Origin of the sequence: Mangrovibacterium sp., from assembly GCF_041596335.1 — a bacterium.
Lineage (GTDB): Bacteria > Bacteroidota > Bacteroidia > Bacteroidales > Prolixibacteraceae > Mangrovibacterium.
Genome location: NZ_JBFHIT010000036.1, coordinates 25,975 through 48,650, shown reverse-complemented (window position 1 = coordinate 48,650; position 22,676 = coordinate 25,975). Strand labels below are relative to the sequence as shown.

Sequence of the window (22,676 nt, the reverse complement as noted above, 5' to 3'; positions counted from 1 at the left end):
GATGGAACTGTTGTTTTTAGAAAGAAAAGAGACAACAAATCGTATGTGTCTGTTGAACCCGTAGTGGAAGTCGCAGCAAACTAAGACGATTATAAAATACGTATTGAGAATCTCCTGTCTTGTTTGAGGCAGGAGATTTTTTATTTTATACATTTGCCAAGCAAAAAAAGCTACCGTTTTCATCGGCCTCGTCGTTATCAAGGAGCGTCATTGTTGACGAAACAAGGATAACAAGGGGAACATGACGACAAAGACATTATAAAAAATCACGTCCTATGCTCAACTTACGTTTTATTCAGGAAAACCCGGAGTTGGTTATCGAAAAACTGAAAAAGAAAAATTTTAACGCTGCCGATATCGTTGGACAAATCAGCGGGCTGTATAAAAAGAAAAACGAAATCCAGGTTCAAGCCGATCAGGTGAAGGCCGAAATGAATAAACTCTCGAAGGAAATCGGTCAGCTGTTTCGCGAAGGTAAGCAAGCCGAAGCCAACGCGGCCAAGGAGAGAACGACGGAATTGAAAGACAGTATCAAGCAGCTCGATGATGAGTTTGCCCAAATTGACGAGCAGGTGTTTCAGTTACAGGTGCAGCTGCCTAACTTGCCCGCCGATATTGTTCCCGAAGGAAGAACTCCGGAAGACAATGTGGTGGTGAAAACTGTCGGCGACATTCCTGATCTGGGCGATTCGAAACTGCCTCACTGGGAGTTGGCTTCAAAATACGACATTATCGATTTTGAGTTGGGTGTGAAACTAACAGGAGCCGGTTTTCCGGTTTATAAAGGAAAAGGATCGCGCCTGCAACGCGCTTTGATCAATTTCTTTTTGAATGAAGCGGAAAAAGCCGGTTATCTCGAAATTCAACCTCCGCTGATGGTAAACGAAGATAGTGGATTTGGTACTGGTCAGTTGCCCGACAAAGAAGGGCAGATGTATCATGTAACCGAAGATAACCTTTATCTGATTCCAACAGCCGAAGTTCCGGTAACGAATCTTTATCGCGATGTGATTGTTGACGCGAAAGATCTGCCAATGAAAAATACAGCTTACAGTGCCTGCTTCCGTCGCGAAGCCGGATCGTACGGCAAAGATGTTCGTGGATTGAATCGCCTGCATCAGTTCGATAAAGTGGAAGTTGTGCAAGTGGCTCATCCGGAGCAGAGCTACGGAATTCTGGATGAAATGGTCGCTCATGTTGAAGGACTGGTTCAGAAACTGGGATTACCATACCGCATTCTTCGTTTGTGCGGAGGTGATATGAGCTTCACCTCAGCTTTAACCTACGATTTCGAAGTGTACTCTGCTGCGCAGGAAAAGTGGCTGGAGGTGAGTTCGGTGTCTAATTTCGAATCATTCCAGGCTAACCGACTAAAGTTGCGTTATCGCGACGAGCAAACTAAAAAACCGGTGGTCGCGCATACCTTGAACGGAAGTGCGCTGGCTCTGCCCCGCATTGTGGCGGCTTTACTCGAGAACAACCAAACCCCCGAAGGGATTAAAGTGCCTGAAGTGCTGGTTCCGTTCTGCGGGTTCGATAGGATAAAATAATTGAATTTTCGATATTGAGATTGAAGGCTGTCCGAAGGGCGGCCTTTTTTTTTGTTTCGAAATTTTCGAACCTGAAATTTTCGGTCCCTCTTTTGCGGCGACTGGTTCACCGATCGCAATTCTTCTGCCTTAGCAGATTTCAACCAGCCGGATGTCAAAAGCGAGTACTGCAAACGGAGGGATTTTGTTTGAGCTTCCTTTTTTGCCCCAGGCGAGCTCTGAGGGGACCCAGAATTTATATCTGCTACCCGCACTCATCAGTTGCAGCCCTTCCTGTAATCCGTCAATCATTTCGTTTAAAACAGCTTCATCGGGTTTGTTTAGGCGATAGGTGTCTTCCAGTAGTTTGCCATCGAGTAATTGTGCGCGTTGGTGAATCCGAACAGTGCAATAGGCGTCAGGTCGGGGGCCATCGGTTTGTTCAACAATCTGATGTTGTAAGCCACTTGCCGTTTCAATAATGCCTTCTTTTTGCTTGTTCCGGGCTAGAAAATCTTCACCCAGTCTCCGGTGATGACCGGCCGCTCCTTTGTGGTTGTTTTTTGATTCGCGCTTTGCCATTTTGATAGGTAAATTAGGGTTGCAGGGCAAAAGTAGGCTAATGATTTAATAATTGAAAGACGATTTTTAGTGCAGGGAGGTTTTTGGCGGACAGATTGCTGTAAGAGTCTTGAATACTGTGCATAGCCAGTGTTTGCAGGTTTTTTCGAACGGTGAGGGTGTCGGTTTTTGGGGTAGTCTGGCAATATTCCAGATAAAAATTATTCGATATCCTGTAAAAAACAGATGAACTTTCCGGGAAATTTGTAATTTTGGTCGCCTGCCCCCTTTGGGGTGGAGGGGTGATTCGCGAATCAAAAAATAATATGAAGTTTTTATTAACTTTCATTTTTAACAGCTTATTTTATTTATAGATTTGCCGCTCTATTCTATTTTTGACATTAAATTCTAAGAAAAATATATCATTAACTTATAATTTGTAACACGATGAAGACAAAATTGGAGTATATCTGGCTGGATGGGTACAAGCCAACCCAGAGTTTAAGGGCTAAAACAAGAATTGCAACTAATTTCAGCGGAAAATTGGAAGACTGCCCGGTGTGGTCGTTCGATGGTTCTTCAACTGAGCAAGCTGAAGGCGGAAGCTCTGACCTTTTGTTGAAGCCAGTTGCACTTTTCCCGGATCCAGCTCGCAAGAATGCTTATTTAGTAATGACTGAAGTATTGTTACCAGACGGAACTCCACACTCATCGAATGGTCGTGCTACTATCACTGAAGAAGATGAAGATTTCTGGTTCGGTTTCGAACAAGAGTACTTCCTGATGGATTCTGAAACTAACAAGCCACTTGGTTTCCCTGTAAACGGATATCCAGCACCACAAGGGCCATACTATTGCGGTGTAGGTGCTAAATTTATGTTCGGACGTGAAATCGTTGAAGAGCATTTTGATCTTTGTTTGGAGGCTGGTCTGAATGTTGAAGGAATCAACGCTGAAGTAGCAACAGGACAGTGGGAATTCCAAATCTTTGCTAAAGGGGCACACAACGCAGGTGATGAAATCTGGGTTGCTCGTTACCTTCTGGAAAGAACGGCTGAGAAATACGGTGTTTGGGTTGACTGGCATCCGAAACCACTTGGTAAGTTTGCCGACTGGAACGGATCTGGTATGCACGCGAACTTCTCTAACGGTTTGATGAGAACTTGTGGCGATAAGAAAGTGTTCGATGCAATTTGTGAAGAGTTTGGTAAGCACATTGAAGAGCATATCTCTGTTTACGGAGCTGATAACGACCAACGTTTGACTGGTCTTCACGAAACAGCTTCAATTACAGACTTCAGCTATGGTGTTTCTGACCGCGGATGTTCATTGCGTATCCCTGTTGGAACCGTAGAAGATGGTTGGAAAGGTCGTATCGAAGACCGTCGTCCTGCATCAAACGGTGACCCATACAAAATCGCTGCTGTTATCATTAAAACAACACACAAGGCGATGGCTAAAATGTAATCATTGAATTGATACAATATAGAAAGCTGCTCTTTTTTTGAGCAGCTTTTTTTTTGTTTTTGAATATCTGAAAGGACGAATTATGCTTACTTTTGCAGAAATTTTTAAACCATGCCAGACATCAAATTTCCGGTTAAAAGAGATCTTTTTCTGGAAACAACTCACTCTCCTGCCCTAGTCGATCTTGTAGAACCGGAAATCGTTAGCCAATTGGTCGACTTCTGTTTTATTGCCAATCCGTACTATCCAACACCGGAGATGATGGATGAATTGTTGGCAAAGATCCCTGAAATCATTAAAGCGTATCCATCCAGCAACCCTCGCCTGGCTCGTGAGCAGCTTGCACAGGTTTTAAAAATTAATCCGGAATACCTGATTTTGGGGAATGGCGCGACTGAATTGATTACACTGATCGAAAAGGAACTGATCAGGGACATTGCCATCCCTATTCCAACTTTTAGCGAATACCTGGAAAAACTGCGCGATACAAATAGTGCCCGATTGTTTCAACTTCCAGTCGGGGATGACTATCAGCTTAATTTGAATGAGTTCGGAGACTGGATTGATGTCAATGCGATTTCTTCAGCATTGATTATAAATCCTGGAAATCCAACCGGGCAGTTTATTGGTTTGGACGAGTTGAAAGCATTTTTGGCGCGGATGGCTCATCTTGATGTCATTATTCTCGACGAATCATTTATCGATTTCAGCGGCGTGGAGCATCCCTCGTTGATGCCTTTTCTGGACGAATTTCCGAACGTGATTGTCGTACGCAGTATGAGCAAACACTGTGGTGTGCCCGGATTGCGACTGGGGTATTGTTGTACGGCGAATGAGGGATTTATTCAAACACTCCGGCAGGTTTTGCCAGTCTGGAATATTAATACCATTGCCGAATATTTCCTGTTGATGCTTCCCCGAACAGATCTGGAATACCAGCAGTCGGTTCGGCAGGTGGTGGCCGATGTGCGGCTGATGTACAGCAAATTGAAAACGCTTGATGGCTACAAGATATACGCAACCGGCAGCAATTTCATCCTGATTCGCATAAACTTTGGAATGAAAGCGCTGGATTTGCAAATGCGTCTACTTGAAGAATACGGGTTGTATGTGAGAGATTGTTCCAATAAAATCGGACTCGATCACTACCATATTCGGGTGGCCTCGCAAGGCGAAGCAAACGATGAAAAACTTGCCCGGGCGCTGGCCGAAATCAGTCGCGATTTCATTTAGTCCCGGCAGGTTGTTTACGAAATTATGGCCGACTCGCAAATGTAGTTCGGGATGATACCCGAGCCGCTTATACGTACTTTAGCCATGTCGGGGAGCGTGTTTCCTGACAGAACCAAAGCGGTGTCCATCCCAAATTTGTTTCCGCCTATAATATCGGTGTATAAGGTGTCGCCAACCATTAGGATTTCGTTTCGTTTCAGAGGTTTTACTTCACAGGCACGTTCGTAGGCAAACATGAACATTTGCGCATCGGGCTTTCCAAAGCGAATAAATTTCTTTCCAAGCACTTCCTCTACCAGATCCGAAATGCCACCAATGGCAACTGCAACATCGTTCTTACTAACCGGATAGTGGATGTCGGTGTTGGCGACAACAACGGGCATGTTGCGTTTTCGCAGCAGGTTGATCACCTTGTTGATGTCCTGATTCCAGTCGAAACCTTCATCGTCAAGAAAAACCAGGCATTTGATGTGGTCAATATCGTCCAGGTCGATATCCCGGATCGGTAGGGTTTCCAAACCGGCTGTTTCAATGTAATGAGCCGAGTCGCCCGTACCCAGATATGCGACCACTCCTTCTTTCACTTTTAGCGAGAGCCAATCGCGGGCAAGCATACCCGACGAGATGATTTTATCGGGTGTTATATTCTTAATGCCCCGTCGGATGTATCCGTCAGCAAGGCCTTCAGGACCGCGGGACGAATCGTTGGTTACCACGAAATAGTTGATGCCTTTTTCATCTAAAAACTCAAAGGTTCGTTCAATCCCAGGAATGATTCCTTTATGATTTTTCAATACACCAAACGCATCAAAAAAAATGGTTTTATATTTTGTAGCAATTGTTTTAAATTCTTTTGTCTTCATATTTAGAGTTTTAGGGCGCGCAATAGTTTTTCAACCTGAAAGTTAGTTTCGATTGTTGGAAAGTACGACTCGTAAGCTTCTTTCTGTAATTTATAGGTATAGGATTGTTGAAAGAAATAGGGACCATCCTTGATCACATAGTTAAGGATGAAAAATCGGTAACACTCCTTTATTAATCTTACTTCGGGTTCTGTAAGTGGGTAAATTCGATGATATTCCTTTAAAAACATGATAAACCGATCTTCCATGAGCGGATTAATCATGTAGCTGAAAACAGTTCGATCGCCAATGTCGGAACAAACGCGGCTGAAGAAGTAGAAGTCCATCACGCGACTCGAAATACGGAACCAGTCGTAGTCCCAGCGCGAGTAGAATTTTCCTTCGGCGGTAACCGAAAAGTTCCCGATATTCCAATCCACAAAAACCGGAATCGTTTCTATTTCAGTCATGTAGTTGTAGTGGTCGGCATTTTCAAGGAAGATGTTACATTGGTGTAAAATCAAGTCCTTTTGATCTGGTTTTGCGCAGAATTTCTGTTCGCGAATCGTTTTTTGAAGCTGGTGGATGTCGGTTACCACGCTTTTCGAAGCGATCGGAAGTTGAGCACTAATGTTGTAACAGGCTTTGTGAAAGCGAGCCAGTTCGCGGCCCATTTTTTTTACTTGTCTGTCTTCAAGCCGACGGGGTAACTTCGCTTTTACTTTGATGGGGTTGTAGAATACGACCCAGGCACATCGATCTTGTGCATAATAGCGATAGATAAAAAGATCGTTTCTTTTAACCAATGATTGCGCCAGGAAATTTTCATATGGAATTTCGAGGTTGTTCGCAAGGTTGTTTATGATGATATGATCCTCTTTGAAATGCTCAAATTTTCCGTAGTCGGAGAGCTTTGCAAAAACCGGTTGCCGATCGTAAAAAGAGACCTTGTAAACTGAATTGGTTGATACGTGCGCACTTACGTCAAAGATGCCCTTGATTTCATGCCGGTCGTCAAATTCCTTCCAGGCCTGTCTGATAATATGATAGTTGTCTATTTTCTCCATTGTTAAGCACTAATAAATCCGGGCTGAACAGCCGGGTTGCTCTTTTTTCTGTTAAATAATCTCGAAATAACGTTTTAGTTCCCAGTTGGTAACCGCTTTGCCAAACTCGCGCCATTCCCACTCACGTGTCTTTGTAAAATGAGCCGTAAACCCTTCACCCAACAGTTCGTTGGCCAGAGCTGATTGAGCCATTTGCTTGGTCGCGTCCAGCAGGTTTGAAGGAAGCTTGGTTACGTCCTGCCTGGCATAGGCATTTCCTATCACGGCAGGGTTTTCAAGTTTTAATCCCATCCGGATTCCGTATAAGCCCGATGCCAACGAAGCGGCCATTGCCAGATAGGGGTTGGTGTCTGATCCGGCGACACGCATTTCGAGACGGGTTGATTTTTCGTCACCATTTAGTACCCTTACAGCAGTGGTGCGGTTGTCGTAGCCCCAGGTTACTGTTGTTGGTGCCCATGCTCCGTCGCGCAAGCGTTTATAGCTGTTTATGGTTGGAGCATAAATTGGCAATAATTCGGGCAAACAATGCAATTGACCCGCCAGGTAGCTTTCCATTATCGGACTCATCGGTTTGTCCTCGTTACCGGAGTAGAACAGGTTTTTACTGCGATCTGCATTCCACAAACTCTGATGAATGTGACCGCTGCAACCCGGAAGATTGGCGTTCCACTTGGCCATAAAACTTGCCATTATACCATGTCGGTAGGCAATTTCCTTTACGGCAGATTTAAACAAGGTCGCTTTGTCGGCAGCCTCTAAAATTTCGTCGTAGCGAATTGCCGCTTCATAAACTCCGGGGCCGGTCTCGGTATGTAGCGATTCCAGCGGGATATTGAATTGGAACAATAAATCAAACAGTTCATTGAAATAATCGCGATTAAGTGAAGGGCGTAGCTGTGAGTAGCCAAACATGCCCGGCGTAATCGGTTGTAGGTTTTGATAGTTTCCGGCTTCAAGTTCGTTGGGCGTTCCCAGGAAGTTGAACCACTCAAACTCCTGTGCGAAAACAGCGGTGAATCCTGCGTCGGTGGATTGCTGGCGAATTCGTTTCAATAAGCTTCTTGGACAGGCGGTTACGGCATCGTCATGTGCAAAGTCGCCAAGGAAATAGGGGATGTTGTCGTCCCACGGAACATGGCGAAAGCTGTCCAGGTCGATGTTCGCTTTTTTATCCGGATAGCCGGTGTGCCATCCTGTCATCTCTACGTTGTCGTAGCATACATCATTGGCATCCCACCCAAAAACAACATCGCAGAAGCCGGTGCTTTTTTCGGTTATTTCTTTAAATTTTTCCAGCAGCAGGGTTTTCGATCGGAGTATTCCGTCGATATCGCAAATGGCAAATCTGATTTTTTGATGTCCCGCTTCTTCTAACTTTTTTATAATTTCAAGTTTTCCCATCTACTCTTTTCTTTCAACTTAAGGAATACGAAGATATTAAATTACACATAACGACTTAGGATTAAAAGAATGTTTGACGAAATATCCGGTAAATAGGCTGCTTTCTTTGATTTTACGACAATTTGATTAGAAAAATAACAACAGAATGTTTGTTGAGCAAAATGGCAAAGTCGTTGGCTTTATTTTGGCTTTGACTTTGGAAACAGCTGCTTTTTCTTCGCAAGGGGTATTTTTGATTGGAGGGGTGTTGTGAAAATCTGAGTTTTTGACGACAAATTGCGTTTGAAAGGAAGGTATAAAGGAAAAAAAGATCTAATTTTGATCTGCGGAATTTTCGCGGGATTATTTCGTTGGCCCTATTTGGGCGGTGTTTAAAAAATCCTAAGCTCAAAGCGAGCCGCGGGTTTTATTAAAATAGAAGATCTGAAACCTTAATTTTTGAAAAACTAAAAATGGCTGTATTTAGATTCAAGGCTTTAGATGAAGTCCTTGCACGTGAACCACTGCAAGTTCATCGGGAGCACAACCTTACCTCCGATTATTTTGGCGTAAAAGTTTTCGACCGGCCAAAAATGAAGAAATATCTGTCGAAAGAAGCATACAAAGCAGTTTATGATGCGGTTGACAACAGTGCGCCGATTGACCGGAAAATGGCCGATCAGGTTGCACAGGGCATGAAGGCCTGGGCAACTGAAAACGGAGCGACACATTACACGCACTGGTTTCATCCGTTAACGGACGGCACTGCAGAAAAGCATGATGCGTTTATCGTGAATGGAGAAGATGGTGGAGTTGTTGAGGCTTTTTCGGGTAAACTACTTGCCCAGCAAGAGCCTGATGCCTCGTCGTTCCCCAGCGGAGGTATCCGCCAAACCTTCGAAGCACGTGGTTATACGGCGTGGGACGCTTCGTCTCCGGCATTTATTGTGGACGGAACCTTATGTATTCCCACTGTTTTCATCTCATACACCGGAGAGGCATTAGATTATAAAACGCCTTTCTTGCGAGCTTTAAACGCGGTGGATAAAGCGGCGACTGAAGTTTGTCAGTTTTTTGATAAAACGGTGACGAAAGTGTCGGCAAATCTGGGCTGGGAGCAGGAATATTTCCTGATTGATGAGGCATTGTTTGTTGCTCGCCCTGACCTGGTACTTACCGGACGGACATTGATGGGACATGCTTCTTCGAAGGATCAGCAGTTGGACGATCACTATTTTAGCTCTATTCCAACCCGGGTGTACCGATTTATGGAGGATTTGGAGAACGAAGCCTATAAGCTTGGAATTCCGGTGAAAACCCGTCATAATGAGGTTGCTCCCAATCAGTTTGAGGTTGCTCCAATTTTCGAGGAAGCCAACCTGGCGAACGATCATAACCAGTTGCTGATGGACATCATGAAGAAGATTGCCCGTCGTCATAAGTTCATGGTTTTATTTCACGAAAAACCTTTTGCGGGAGTTAACGGCTCCGGAAAACACAATAACTGGTCGTTGACCACAAACACCGGAGTGAATGTGTATTCTCCGGGGAAGAATCCGAAAAGTAATTTACAGTTCCTGACCTTTGTCGTGAATACGCTGAAAGCAGTTTTCGACCATCAGGATTTGTTGCGGGCAAGTATCATGTCGGCAAGTAATGCGCATCGTTTGGGTGCAAATGAAGCTCCACCATCAATCCTGTCTGTTTTTCTTGGCACCGAAGTGAGCAAGATGCTCGACCTGATGGAAACCGCTGTGGTTGACCGTAAAATGACTCCCGACGAAAAAACGGCTTTGAAATTGAATATCGGGCGTATCCCGGAAATTATTCTTGACACCACCGATCGTAACCGGACGTCGCCGTTTGCCTTCACCGGAAACCGTTTTGAGTTCCGTGCAGTCGGCTCATCGGCAAACTGTGCTGCTTCCATGATTGCCTTAAATGCAGCCATGGCTGCCCAGTTGACGAATTTTAAAAATGAAGTTGAAGGCCTGATTGAAAAGGGAGTAAAAAAGGACGAGGCAATTTTTCAGGTGTTGAAACGCCTGATTGTTGAGACCAAAAACATCCGCTTTGATGGAAATGGTTATAGCGAAGAGTGGGTTGTAGAGGCTGAAAAACGCGGATTGAGTAATGTGAAAAGTGTGCCGGAGGCAATCTCTGCTTTTATCCGGAAGGATGTCGTTGATTTGTTTGCTGCAACCGAAGTGCTGACCAAAAATGAACTGGAAAGCCGTGCCGAAGTGGAGTACGAAAAATACACCATGAAGGTGCAGATCGAGGCACGGGTGTTGGGCGATTTGGCTATCAATCACATTGTTCCAACAGCTGTTCAGTATCAAACAACATTGCTTCAGAATGTAAAGTTGATGAAAGAAGTATTTCCGGCCAAAGAATTTGATTCGCTGGCTGCCGGCAGATTGGAGCTGATTCGGGATATTGGCGGACATATTTCAACCATTAAGCTGAAAGTTAAAGAAATGGTTGAAGCCCGTAAATTGGCGAATGTTATTGAAAATTCGGCTGAAAAGGCAAAAGCATATGAAGATTCGGTTTTCCCGTTTTTGGATGAAATCCGTTATCACATCGATAAATTGGAATTGGCTGTTGACAATGAGTTGTGGCCCTTGCCAAAATATCGCGAATTGTTGTTCGTGAAATAGCCTTTTGACCGGCTGACCTGCGTCACCCGGTTAATGATAAAAACAAGAATTGGAGCCTAGGATTGAGGGTTTGACTTTAAGTCAAGCCCTCAATTGTTTTCCGGCTACCGGCGAATTGGTTCGCCCTTGATTTTTGCGGCTATTAACCGGGGGCCTCGAGGTCGCTCAGTCCATTAAAGCAACCACCCGGTATGAACTAATTGTGCAGACTCTTCAACTTACTTCGACCTTTTGTAAAATAGAATTGATAAATTGGCAAGGTGAAATTTGCCCCGTTAATTGTGGGGGATGTTTACTGGTACATACAGTTGAAATGTTGTGAGTAGTAATAAAAGACCGATTGAACCATGAAATTCACAGAATATATTTGGAATTTATATAAGCATTCAGAAAAAGGAAAGACTGAATTACTAATGTTTGGAATGGAAAACATTGAAAATCTTTCTTTAAAATTTGAATTTGAGCTTATGGTTGAATTTTTGGATGAAAACGATAAACTTGAGAAATTTTATCCATATAAAGAATTATTTGAAGAGTTGGAAAATGGTAAAATAAATGATTTTAATGATGCAAAAAATCTTTTTAATGAGATTGCAATAAGCCCAATTGTTGAAGAAGAGCAAGTAAAATACAATTGGTTTTTTAATTTTATTGGTGCTTTTTCAACTGCTTTGTATCACCGTTTTCCGAACTACTTTTTACCATACTATTTCACCAAGGACAATTATTCAGACTTTTTGATTTTATGTGAAAACTTCGGAATTACCCTACCTCCAAATCCAAATAGAAACAGTCAAGAACAAAGAGCCTGGTTTTATTTTGAAATTTGTGAAACACTGCATATGTTTAGAATAAGACATAATATTCCAGCCGCAGAATTCCCCGCATTTTTGTATTGTTTCGGAATTGAAAGTTTAGAGAAAATTGAAGAAACTGAACTGCCAAAACCTTCAAGAGTTTATTTCTTAGGTGCAGGTGCAGGATTCGCTCAAGAAAAAGATAATCCGGACTTTGAATTTTTAGACAACTCAAGTAATCAGTCAACAAATACCTGGGGAGCAGGAGGTTTAAAAATTAAAAAAGGAGATTTAGTATTGATGTATTGTCTTAGTCCAAGAAAGTATATTCATTCTATTTGGCGTGCGATTGATGATAGTTTTATCGACCCATTTTCACATTATTATTATGGAGTAAAAGTCGGATTTCCACAAAAAATAAAACATATAACATTTCAGGAACTAAAGGACAATCCCATTTTTAGGGGGAACTCGACTGTAAGAGCTAATATGCAAGGTTTAAATGGAAAACCATTGACAACTGTTGAGTTTTCGGAATTGCTTAAAATGATTGAAATAAAAGGACAATCAATAAATGATTTGCCAAAATTGCCTGTTTATGAAAGGGGGTTTGATAAAATTGAGAATGAAAGAGATGTAGAAATACAGTTAATTGAGCCGTTATTGAAAGACTTGAATTTCAACGAGAATGATTGGATTCGTCAATTACCAATTAGGATGGGACGACAAACCAAATATTATCCTGATTATGCAATCCTGGCAAGTTCATCGAAAGGAAAAGAAAAGGCCAAAATTATTCTGGAAGCAAAATATTCTGTCAGTTCTGACAAGCAATTAGAAGAAGCATTTTTGCAGGCACGTTCTTATGGACTTCGTTTACGATCAGAAAAAATTATTCTTGCTGACCGAGATTTTGTTTGGGTTTATGAAAAACAAAATGGAGATTTTGAATTTAATCCAGTTTTAAAACTTCATTGGAATGAATTGATAAATTCAGACAATCTTTATAGATTGAAGCTTAAATTATGAAAGAAAGTACTGCCTATAATAAAATGTGAATATGATGTGTGCGTCAACGGGCAATTCATTGCAGTTCTTCGTTGCAATAATGCCAATTCGTCTTCGGCAATTGACGGAAAATTTGAAGTTATGAATAAACGAATTAGCCCGGCTCCCGAGCCAATCCTTTCGCGTTGAGTTTAATTTGACATGTGCGGCAGAAAGTGCATTGGAGCCTAGGATTGAGGGTTTGACTTAAAGTCAAGCCCTCAATTGTTTTCCGGCTACCGGCGAATTGGTTCTTGTGGGGCTTTGTTCTTGCCCATGTTCGATGAAGAAAAGTAGGCAGCACAATACTTTATTCCCGAATTTTGCGTTTTTCCTTACGTATAAAAAATGCTTACTTTAGCGTTTAATCAGTCATTATTTCATGAAGCCTGCTACTGTTGTTCGTCTGTCCTTATTCATCTTTCTGATGGTTTTTAGCGCGTGTACATCCAAAAAAATGTATCGTTCTGGTGTGGGGTCGTACGAAATGGGTGAATATTATCGGGCTACCGAGAAATACCGACGCGCCTACCGCAAAGACAAAGATCCTCAGCATCGATTGGAAATGGCCTACCAAATGGCTGAGGCCTACCGAAAGTTAGGCGAATATGGTCGTGCCGCCATTTGGTATAAGAACGCGATCCGACGGAATCATCCGGACCAAACGGCTATTCTGAAATGTGCCGATTGTTTGCGTGCCTATCAGAATTTTGACGAAGCAATAGTTTTCTATGAGCAATACCTGGGGTTGTTTCCCGACGATGAACAAGCGAAAAGGGGCCTCGAAGCCTGTCGGTTTGTACCCGAGTGGGAGAAAAATCCCACCCGTTTTATTGTCGCTCCGGTTCGTGAGCTGAGTTCGAAGTATAGTGATTATTCGGCTGTTTTTCTGGCTGGTCGCGATAACGAAGTCATCTTGTCTTCCATGCGTGAAAGTGATGCCGGAGGAAAGCGAATCAGTTCCATCACCGGACAGCCATTTGGTAGCTTATTTCGTTCCGAGTTTCAGTTGCAAAAGCAAAAATGGTCGGAGCCGGAATTGATTGATGAAAACGGGATTATCAACACTGATGAGGATGAAGGTGCCGCAGCTATTTCTCCCGATGGCGACCTGATGGTTTTTACGCGGTGCCGCTTTGATAAAATGAAAGATATGGGAGCGAGTTTGTTTGCTGCTCGCATGTCGCGCGGAAATTGGTCGGAACCGGTTTTGGTGCCTTTGGCCGACGATGATTTGATTGCTGCTCATCCTGCTTTTTCGCCCGACGCGAATACTCTCTATTTTGCGTCTGACCGGCCAGGTGGACTTGGAGGTACCGATATTTGGATGGCCTCACGCGACGGCAATTCGTTTTCAAAACCGGTTAATTTGGGTCCCGAAATCAACACGCCGGGCAACGAAGTTTTTCCGTCGGCCGATTGGGAAGGAAATCTTTACTTCTCATCCGATTACCATCCCGGGATGGGGGGACTCGATATTTTTAGAGCTACAAAAAATGAGGTCGGAAAATGGGAGATCGAGAATTTGCAGGTACCCGTTAACTCTTCCGGCGACGATTTTGGTATGAGTTTCGTTAACGAGGAAAACCTGCGCGGATTTTTTGCCTCCAACCGAAAGGGCTCTCGATCCGATGATATTTATTCCTTCTATTTACCTCCGAAAGTATACCGAATAACCGGAGAAATATTTGATAAAGAAACAGGTCAACGGATTGACGGAGCTCGGGTGCGGGTAATTGCTACCGATGGAACAAATCTGCGAATGCGGGCAAACGACGGAAAATTTCAAGTGAAACTGAATCCGGAAACCGACTATGTTTTTGCGGCCTATCGCGATGGTTACCTCAATGATAAAGTTCGGGAGACCACCATAGGTCTGACCGACAGCAAGGATTTTAATGTAAACCTATACCTCACACCAACCGATGCGCCAATAAAAGTGGAAAACATTAGTTACGCTTTTGGTGCCTGGGAGCTGAATGAAGGATCGAAAAGTTCATTAGATAGCGTAGTGCAAATTTTAGAACTGAACCCAACTATCACGATCGAGCTGATGTCGCATACCGACCATGTGGGCTCGGATCAGTTCAACTTCGACCTTAGCCAGAAGCGGGCACAGGCAGCAGTCGATTATTTAATTCAAAGAGGGATCAATCCGGATCGATTGGTCGCCAAAGGATACGGCGAAACCTGGCCGAAAAAAGTTACCCGGGCATTGGCGCGTCAATACGAATTCATGAAACGGAATGACGAGCTAACCGAGGCGTATATCAACCGACTAGCTGCCGATGAACAGGAAATTGCCAAGTCGATAAATCGACGCACCGAATTCCGGGTGCTTTCAACCGATTACCAGGAAAAATTTGAGCCAGAGAAGACGGAATAAAAAATTATCGTCCCCCTTCGATATGAATGCTGTCGCATTGACTCGTTTGTTCGCGAAAGCTTCTACTTTTGCAGAATAAGTCAGAAAATAGTTATTGAAAAAGCAGTGTATTATGGCCGAAAAATATTTCCCAACCTTACAATCAATAAATCGCGCAAAGTTGACAATCAACGAGGTACTTTCAGCGACTCCTTTAATGGAGAACCTGGCCTTGTCGGAGCAATTTGGCGCCCGGGTTTTGTTGAAGCGGGAAGATTTACAGAATGTTCGTTCTTATAAGATCAGGGGAGCTTTTAACAAGATTAAGAGTTTAACCGAGGAGCAATTGATGAATGGTATCGTGTGTGCCAGTGCGGGAAATCACGCTCAGGGAGTGGCATACTCAAGTTGGAAGTTGGGCATTCAGGCTAAGATTTATATGCCGACAACAACACCGAAACAAAAAATTAAGCAGGTGCAAATGTTTGGTCGTCAGTTTGTTGAGATTGTATTGCACGGCGACACTTACGATCAGGCCAGCGCCGAAGCCTGGAAGGATTGCGAGGAAAACGGCAAAACCTATATTCACCCGTTTGACGATCCGTTGATTATTGAAGGGCAGGCAACTGTTGCCTTGGAGATTATTCAGGATTCGACTTGCCAGATCGACTATCTTTTTATTCCGATTGGCGGAGGTGGGCTAATTGCCGGTGCCGGTAGTTATTTCAAACAAGTGAGCCCCAATACGAAAATTATCGGTGTTGAGCCGGCTGGCGCTCCTTCCATGTCTGAGTCGCTAAAAAAAGGCGAAGTCGTAACGCTTGAAAAAATCGACAAGTTTGTTGATGGTGCAGCCGTTCAGCGAGTTGGCGATTTGCCCTTTCAAATTTGTCAGGAAGTGGTTGACGACATCGTGTTGGTGCCCGAAGGGCGTATTTGTACCAAAATTCTTGAGCTTTATAATCGCGATGCCATTGTTGTGGAGCCTGCCGGCGCGTTGTCGATTGCAGCACTGGATTATTATGCCGATAAAATTAAAGGGAAAAATGTAGTCTGTATTGTTTCCGGAAGTAACAACGACATTACCCGCACCGAGGAAATTAAGGAACGCTCGTTGCTTTTCGAAGGCTTAAAGCATTACTTCATTATTCGTTTTCCGCAACGGGCTGGTGCTTTGCGCGATTTTATCGATAATGTGCTGGGACCCAAAGACGATATCACGCACTTCGACTACTCGAAAAAGAATAGTCGTGAAAAAGGACCGGCTTTCGTTGGCATAGAACTAGCAGACAAAAACGACCTTGATGGCCTCTTGCACCGCATGGAAGAACAAGGCTTTATTTATGAATATGTCAACGACAAACCCGATTTGTTCCAGTATTTAATTTGAAAGAATTAGCCTGAAATATCAAACGGGGCTGTCCAAATTTCACTTCATGGACAGCCCCGTTTTGAATTGTGATAAAAAATTAGTGAGAAATTACGAGGTGAAAAATCGTCTCCTTTCCGTCGTATCGCAGTCTGACAATGTAATTTCCATTCAGCAGTTGACTCAGGTCAATCGGAATTTCAGGTGAATAATCGAGCGTTTGCTGGATTCGTACTGTTCCCAGCATGTCGCTAACGGCCATTTGTATGCTCGCATACCTGCCGGGCGGCATTTGTACAATTGCTCTACCTGTGGTTGGATTCGGGTAGATAATTGGTTTGCCGCCAGTTTCAATGATCGCGGTTCCGGTTGGGAAAGTCAGGCATAGTTCAAAGCTATCACTTGCTTCGGCACCGGTCAGGTCGATAGCTCTAAGTCTCAAATCCCAACAACCTGCTGTTGCTTGTCCGGCAACAGTCAGCAACGAGTCATTCCTGAAAATAATCCCCGATGGTAGTTCGGCACCATTACTTTGCGTAAGGGTCAGGCTGAGTTGGTCGTTCAGATCCACATCATTGAACACAACTCCGATTTCGGAGCTGTACTTGGCCAGAACCTTATCGCTAGTCGTAAAGGCAAGGTCGGCTAGGCTTTGTAGCAGTACTGGTGGGTCGTTGACCGGATTTACGCTTAGGCTGAAATTGACGCTGTTTTGGAGGGCTTCAGCTGTGTTTTCCAACGTGAGAGTCAAGTCGGCTTGGCCGTTGGCATCCGGTTTGAGCTGAAGTTTCAACGTTCCGCTACTGTCTCCATCTGTGTAAACAATCTGGTACGACTCAATCAGCTCGTTATTTGTCGGACTCAGGCTAAATTGCAACGGTGCAGTCGCGCAATCGTCTCCGTCATCTATTCCTGTCAGGCTGATCTCCAGACTACTATCTTCATCAACTATTTGGTTATTGATGGCGTTTATTTCGGGATTGTTGACTGCTTTGATGCTTAAGTTCAACGTGGCTAGGCTATCGCAGCCATTAGCAGCAGTAAGCGTTTCAATATACTGCCCTGCAGCACTAATGCTTTGACTGCCGAAAGTAATTGGCAGTTCAATGGAGCATACAGTTCTACTTTCGGTCGATTCGTAAACTGGTTTTACAATTAGCTGAAGTGTAACAATACTGTCGCAACCATAGATCGATTGGAAGGTTTCCGTGTAAATTCCGGCTTCGTCGAGTTGTTGCGTGCCAAAAATGTAGGGCAGTTCTCTGGAGCAGATGGACTGTTCGTTAGTAACATCATAGGTTTCATGAATAACAATCGGATCCACTAGTTGAATTTCCTTTGTTTTTCCGGTCGCCGTATGGGTTACTGTTACTTTCACGGTATAACTTCCTGCTATTTCGTAATGGTGGATTGGGTTGAAAGTGGCCGAAGTTTCACCATCGCCAAATTCCCACAGTATTTCGTCAGTGTCGATCTCGTTCGCTGTAAATTGAATGGATTGTAACGGACAGCTATCAAAAGTGTCGGCTTCAGGAGATGCGTTAGGCGAAGGTTCCACGATAATTGTTTCTCCTGTAGCAGAACTCCATCTTCCTGATTTATCCTGAAATTGAATATTCAGAAAGTGTTCTCCGGATGAAAGCTGGTCAATGTCCAATACTTCATCTAAAATAACAACCTGATCAGGCGATTCTGTAGCTTTGGTTTGCAAGGTCGTCAGATCATCATCTATCCAATACCGGTAGGCTACAATTTCATTGCCGGGGAAATGTTGAGGAATGGTATACTTTGTGAAAAAGTGGGAGACGACAGATCCCCATTTGCCATTTGATTCGCGAAAGCGAAAGTTTAACCGGTGCAGTCCGTCGCGTAAAGAGGCGACATCATTTATTTGGTCCAGTGCTACAACTTCCGCGTCAGGCAGGTTTTCTGTTACAGCTTCATCGAAATTCTCGTTTAGCCAATACTGATATTGTGAAATCTGATGTGATGTTGGAGTTCCGGATCCCGGGTAATGAGAAAAGAACCGCGAGACCACCGGGCTCCAAATTCCCCTCTCGTCCATCAATCGGTGATGAATGGTGTGCAGACCGTAAGTTAGTGTTGAAACGTCGATCGATTCGTCCAGTTTCAAACTGTTGGTTGGGCTGGTCTCTGTGTTGACAGCCTCATCGAAACGATTGTCGAGCCAATACTGAACCCGGGTGATTTTTTCAGTCTCTTGCGTTGCCGATCCCCTATAATAAGAGAAGAATCTGGAGGTTGTTGGTCCCCATATTCCGCGGTCGTCTTTCGTGCGGAAATGTAACGTGTGTAGGCCGTAGCCAAGTCCCGACACATCGAATATTTCTTCAATATTTACAGGAGAGCCCGCAGTGAATGTCACTGGCTGAGATTCATCCGGCTTGTTGTCGAACCAGTATTCGAGCTTGGTGATTCCGCGGGGAGTCGAAGTTTCTGATCCCTGGTAAAAGGCGAAAAAACGGGACGACACTGATCCCCAGATCCCTCTTTCGTCCTTCACACGCGAATGGAGTGTGTGCAGCCCGAATTGGAGAGCCGAAACATCGATCACTTGATTGATGTAAATCGTTTCGGATGGTCCTATGTCCTGCTCAACCGAGGTCGTATAGTCGTTGTCGAACCAATACTCCCAGGTGGTCAGTTTATTTTGTGCCTGTATGTTTATCGCAATGACAAACAAACAGAATAACCAAATTATCTTTTTCATTCGGATTATCATTTATAGTTAACTCCAAATGATTAATGATCCTGTGCGGCAACAGTGATTTTTACGCCTAGCTGCCCTTCGGTTGCCGAGTCATCGACACTAACGATTCTGACGTGTGGATAAAACGGAACTGAACCTTCTTTGTACGGGATGGGGGCACCATAAATTCCTAGTGTGTCGGTCCCTCCTCCTTGCTGGTGGTAGTTGTCGTCGTATTTAAAGTCGTAGAAATTACCGGTAATCTCCGTGTAAACATTCTCGTTCCCAATGTTGATCATATTTCCGGAGGCTGTATTGGTGCTGGTTGTCGGGTCAAATGGTAATCCGGTTGAATACAGGTTGTCTTTAAAATCACAACTTGTTACAGAGAAATGTCCGGTGCTATAGGCGAAAATATTATCATGGAACTGGCATCCGTCAATGTATTGCAATGATCGATTGTAGTAATCATAGATGTTTAGCGAATTGTATCTGAAGAGAGATTGATAGAAGCTTACGATTGGCCGGTTAATTATGCATTTCTCGATCAGACAGTTTGCCGCATTGTTGCCGTGCACCACAGTGAGAACACATTCGGAAATTTGATCGTTCAGATCCGGATTCCCAGTGTTTACGGTTCGCAGCCTGAGTTCACCCCTAACCCGGCATCGTTTAATTAGTATGTTTTCAGCCTCATCCGTATTGCTGCCAAAAGTCAGGGAGCTGACAAATTCGATTCCTTCGAAACTTGAGTTGTCGCAGTTGCCGGTAAAACTGAGACCGCTGGTAATTCGAGTTTGTCCGGTTGCTGCGGTTGAGTCGGGATAGTGGCCAACACCGACCCAATGCAGTGTCTTGTCGATTGTAGTGTTTGTGATGGCAAAACCTCCACCGGGCAAATAGAGTGTGTCGCCGGCAGTTGCATTCGTAATCGCATCATTAATGTTAGAGAAAACAGTTGTAGTCCCATTTTGAACAATAAAACGTGGCTGTGCAAAACTAGAGATAGTCACGAGTATTAGCAGAATAAATAAATTTTTTTTCATCGTGTTAGTTTTTGGTTCTGAATTAAAAATAAGGCATTTGCGGTCAATCAAAACGAGCAAAAAGTCAAAAATTTGATTCATTTCGTATATTTGTTTTTGTCATATCGTCAATTTTGAATGGAATGCTGCGATACTTAATCATTGCTACGCCTTTAAATGTCACTGTTTTCTGGGCTATCGTTTTTCTATCAAATAGCTTTTGGAAGAACAAGGCTCGCTTTTGGCTTGGGCTGTTTATGTTGATGGTTGCTCTGCTTTATAGTTGTCATGCCGCTTTTTTCTTGGGGCACAACGATCTGTATATTCAGATGGATAGTCTCTATATGTTTTGTGGCCTTTCAGTTTATCCGATGTATTACTTTTATGTACGCTTGCTCACTTGCGACGTCTCTCCTCGTAAATCGTATTGGCTGCATCTTGTCCCGGCAGTTATTTTGTCTGCCCTTTTGTTGTTGTTAAGAGTTATCGCGACTGACGAAGTGGCCCAAGTCTATTATAATTCGGTTTTGATTGGTAACCGTTGGCCGGATGGAGGACCGGAGTTGGCGAAGCTGTTGGCTCTGGTTTTCTTTTTTGGACGCTTTGTTTTCGGTACTCAGGTATTTGTTTACCTTTTTCTTGGGTATCAATTGGTAAGTCAATACGAAGGACGAGTGTCGAATTTTTATTCCAATCTGGAAGGCCGAAAACTGATTTGGGTGCAAGTGCTGACCATTTCTTTTCTAATAACTTCGCTGCTGAGTACTGTTGCGAATATGCTGGGGCGAGGGTATTTTCTGGAAAGCGATTTATATCTGTCTGTTCCCTCTGTCTCATTCAGTATCTTGTTTTTTGTTATTGGCCTATTGGGCAATAAGCAGGATCAAACGATTCAGATGATGGAAGAGCAGGGCTTTGATTTGCAGGTTGTTGGTGGTTCAATTCCCGAATCTGCAAAAAAAGACCTAAAGGATAGCTTGATAAAACTGCTGGAAGAGGAAAAACTTTACCTGAATTCGGAAATTCGAATTACCGAGTTGTGTAAAAGGATGATTACAAATCGAACCTATCTTTCCCGCCTGATCAATGAAGAATTTGGGCTCAGTTTTAGTGATTTTATTAACAGCTATCGGGTTCGGTACGCCGGGGAACTGCTTGCTGCAGACAAAGATGAAACGTTGTCGATTGCGCAGGTGGCGGAAAAATCGGGTTTTGGATCTCTGAGTTCATTTAATCGTGCGTTTAGGAAAGCAATGGGTGTTGGTCCGGGTTCTTTTCGGAAATCGCTTAGATCGAACCACCCAATTTAACAGGGAATTAGAGTTATTCCTGAATGTTTTAAACGAAGCAGTATTCGCTTTCTGCATATTCCTCTAAAAATATTAACTTTGCCCCCCGAAATCAGAATCCAATTTTATGAGCGATAGCAGGTATAAGGCAAGGGGCGTTTCGGCTTCGAAAGAGGATGTGCATAATGCCATCAAAAACATCGATAAAGGATTGTTTCCCAAAGCGTTTTGTAAAATAATTCCCGACGTGTTAGGTGGCGATCCCGAATATTGCAATATTATGCATGCCGATGGTGCAGGAACAAAATCGTCGCTAGCCTACATGTATTGGAAAGAAACCGGAGATATTTCGGTGTGGAAAGGGATTGCTCAGGATGCCCTGATAATGAATATTGACGACCTTCTGTGTGTTGGCGCAGTGGATAACATTCTGTTGTCGTCGACCATTGGGCGGAATAAAAACCGGATTCCCGGAGATGTAATTGCCGCAATTATTAACGGAACCGACGAACTGTGTCGCGAGTTGCAGGAAATGGGCGTTGGCGTTTATCCAACCGGCGGCGAAACAGCCGATGTGGGCGATCTGGTGCGTACCATCATTGTTGACTCGACTGTGACTTGCCGGATGAAACGTTCGGAAGTTATTTCGGCCGATAATATTCAGGCTGGTGATGTGATTGTTGGTTTGGCGTCTTTCGGACAAGCGACCTACGAGAAAGAATATAACGGAGGAATGGGAAGTAATGGACTAACTTCTGCCCGTCACGATGTATTTGCCAACTACCTGGCGCAAAAATTCCCCGAGAGTTTCGATGCTGAAGTTCCGGCTGACCTGGTTTATTCCGGATCGAAGAAATTGACGGATGCAATTGACGGATTGGATATTGATGCCGGGAAACTGGTGCTTTCACCAACTCGTACTTACGCGCCTGTAATTAAGAAAATGCTCGACCAGCACCGGTCCGATATTCACGGAATGATTCACTGTTCGGGAGGAGCACAAACCAAAGTGCTGCATTTTGTTGATGATGTACACATCATTAAAGACAATATGTTCCCGGTTCCACCGCTTTTTAAACTGATTCAGGAAGAATCGAAAACCGAATGGCCCGAAATGTACAAAGTTTTCAACATGGGCCACCGGATGGAGATTTATGTGAAGCCGGAGTTGGCTGAAACGATTGTTGCCATTTCAAAATCATTCAATATTGATGCGCAAGTTGTCGGTCGAGTTGATGCTTGTCAGGGTAAAAAACTGACCATTAAATCCGAGTTTGGAACGTTTGAGTACTAGCTGCGCTTGCAGGCCCGTTCCGGAATTCCTTTCAG

At 43.8% G+C, this 22,676-nt stretch carries 15 protein-coding genes; 9 read left to right on the top strand and 6 right to left on the bottom strand.

Going from position 1 to position 22,676, the window contains the following annotated elements; translation table 11 throughout:
• Window positions 1-275 precede the first annotated feature (275 nt).
• Entirely contained in the window at window positions 276-1,550 is a 1,275-nt protein-coding gene (gene serS / locus ABZD21_RS13065) for a serine--tRNA ligase (protein WP_372775474.1), read from the top strand.
• A gap of 129 nt (window positions 1,551-1,679) precedes the next feature.
• On the opposite strand, the gene ABZD21_RS13060 is transcribed toward serS, so the two are convergent.
• On the bottom strand, window positions 1,680-2,111 hold the full coding sequence (locus tag ABZD21_RS13060) for an FKBP-type peptidyl-prolyl cis-trans isomerase (RefSeq protein ID WP_372775473.1): 432 nt from the start codon (window positions 2,109-2,111) through the stop codon (window positions 1,680-1,682).
• Between the two features lie 426 nt (window positions 2,112-2,537).
• Between ABZD21_RS13060 and ABZD21_RS13055 the strand changes: the two genes are divergently transcribed.
• A complete protein-coding gene (locus ABZD21_RS13055; protein WP_372775472.1) occupies window positions 2,538-3,557 on the top strand; it encodes a glutamine synthetase beta-grasp domain-containing protein in 1,020 nt (339 codons plus the stop codon).
• A 111-nt stretch (window positions 3,558-3,668) separates the two neighbouring features.
• Complete coding sequence (locus ABZD21_RS13050) at window positions 3,669-4,790, top strand: histidinol-phosphate transaminase (protein WP_372775471.1); 1,122 nt, start codon at window positions 3,669-3,671, stop codon at window positions 4,788-4,790.
• Window positions 4,791-4,804: 14 nt separating this feature from the next.
• On the opposite strand, the gene ABZD21_RS13045 is transcribed toward ABZD21_RS13050, so the two are convergent.
• Genes ABZD21_RS13045 through ABZD21_RS13035 form a run of 3 tightly spaced genes read right to left on the bottom strand, consistent with a single transcriptional unit; the run spans window position 4,805 to window position 8,103 of the window.
• The gene (locus ABZD21_RS13045) at window positions 4,805-5,653 is read right to left on the bottom strand and encodes an HAD-IIA family hydrolase (RefSeq protein WP_372775470.1); all 849 of its coding nucleotides are present in this window, start codon (window positions 5,651-5,653) and stop codon (window positions 4,805-4,807) included.
• Window positions 5,654-5,655: 2 nt separating this feature from the next.
• Entirely contained in the window at window positions 5,656-6,699 is a 1,044-nt protein-coding gene (locus ABZD21_RS13040) for a hypothetical protein (RefSeq protein WP_372775469.1), read from the bottom strand.
• Window positions 6,700-6,750: 51 nt separating this feature from the next.
• Window positions 6,751-8,103: a glutamine synthetase family protein gene (locus ABZD21_RS13035; RefSeq protein WP_372775468.1), complete on the bottom strand. Its 1,353-nt coding sequence runs from the start codon at window positions 8,101-8,103 to the stop codon at window positions 6,751-6,753.
• A gap of 452 nt (window positions 8,104-8,555) precedes the next feature.
• On the opposite strand from ABZD21_RS13035, the gene ABZD21_RS13030 reads away from it, so the two are divergent.
• From ABZD21_RS13030 to ilvA, 4 genes are all read left to right on the top strand, one after another.
• Window positions 8,556-10,745, top strand: a complete 2,190-nt coding sequence (locus tag ABZD21_RS13030) for a glutamine synthetase III (protein WP_372775467.1) — start codon at window positions 8,556-8,558, stop codon at window positions 10,743-10,745.
• A 347-nt stretch (window positions 10,746-11,092) separates the two neighbouring features.
• A complete protein-coding gene (locus tag ABZD21_RS13025) occupies window positions 11,093-12,571 on the top strand; it encodes a hypothetical protein (RefSeq protein ID WP_372775466.1) in 1,479 nt (492 codons plus the stop codon).
• Window positions 12,572-13,046: 475 nt separating this feature from the next.
• Complete coding sequence (locus tag ABZD21_RS13020; RefSeq protein ID WP_372775464.1) at window positions 13,047-14,975, top strand: OmpA family protein; 1,929 nt, start codon at window positions 13,047-13,049, stop codon at window positions 14,973-14,975.
• Window positions 14,976-15,087: 112 nt separating this feature from the next.
• On the top strand, window positions 15,088-16,344 hold the full coding sequence (ilvA, locus tag ABZD21_RS13015; RefSeq protein ID WP_372775463.1) for a threonine ammonia-lyase: 1,257 nt from the start codon (window positions 15,088-15,090) through the stop codon (window positions 16,342-16,344).
• Window positions 16,345-16,423: 79 nt separating this feature from the next.
• Here ilvA and ABZD21_RS13010 read toward each other — a convergent pair whose 3' ends face one another.
• Window positions 16,424-19,054: a PKD domain-containing protein gene (locus ABZD21_RS13010; RefSeq protein ID WP_372775462.1), complete on the bottom strand. Its 2,631-nt coding sequence runs from the start codon at window positions 19,052-19,054 to the stop codon at window positions 16,424-16,426.
• Window positions 19,055-19,086: 32 nt separating this feature from the next.
• The gene (locus ABZD21_RS13005; protein ID WP_372775461.1) at window positions 19,087-20,079 is read right to left on the bottom strand and encodes a hypothetical protein; all 993 of its coding nucleotides are present in this window, start codon (window positions 20,077-20,079) and stop codon (window positions 19,087-19,089) included.
• 122 nt (window positions 20,080-20,201) lie between these two features.
• Between ABZD21_RS13005 and ABZD21_RS13000 the strand changes: the two genes are divergently transcribed.
• Both ABZD21_RS13000 and ABZD21_RS12995 read left to right on the top strand, forming a co-directional pair.
• Window positions 20,202-21,368: a helix-turn-helix domain-containing protein gene (locus ABZD21_RS13000; RefSeq protein WP_372775460.1), complete on the top strand. Its 1,167-nt coding sequence runs from the start codon at window positions 20,202-20,204 to the stop codon at window positions 21,366-21,368.
• A gap of 106 nt (window positions 21,369-21,474) precedes the next feature.
• The gene (locus tag ABZD21_RS12995; protein WP_372775459.1) at window positions 21,475-22,641 is read left to right on the top strand and encodes an AIR synthase related protein; all 1,167 of its coding nucleotides are present in this window, start codon (window positions 21,475-21,477) and stop codon (window positions 22,639-22,641) included.
• The last annotated feature ends 35 nt before the right edge of the window (window positions 22,642-22,676 follow it).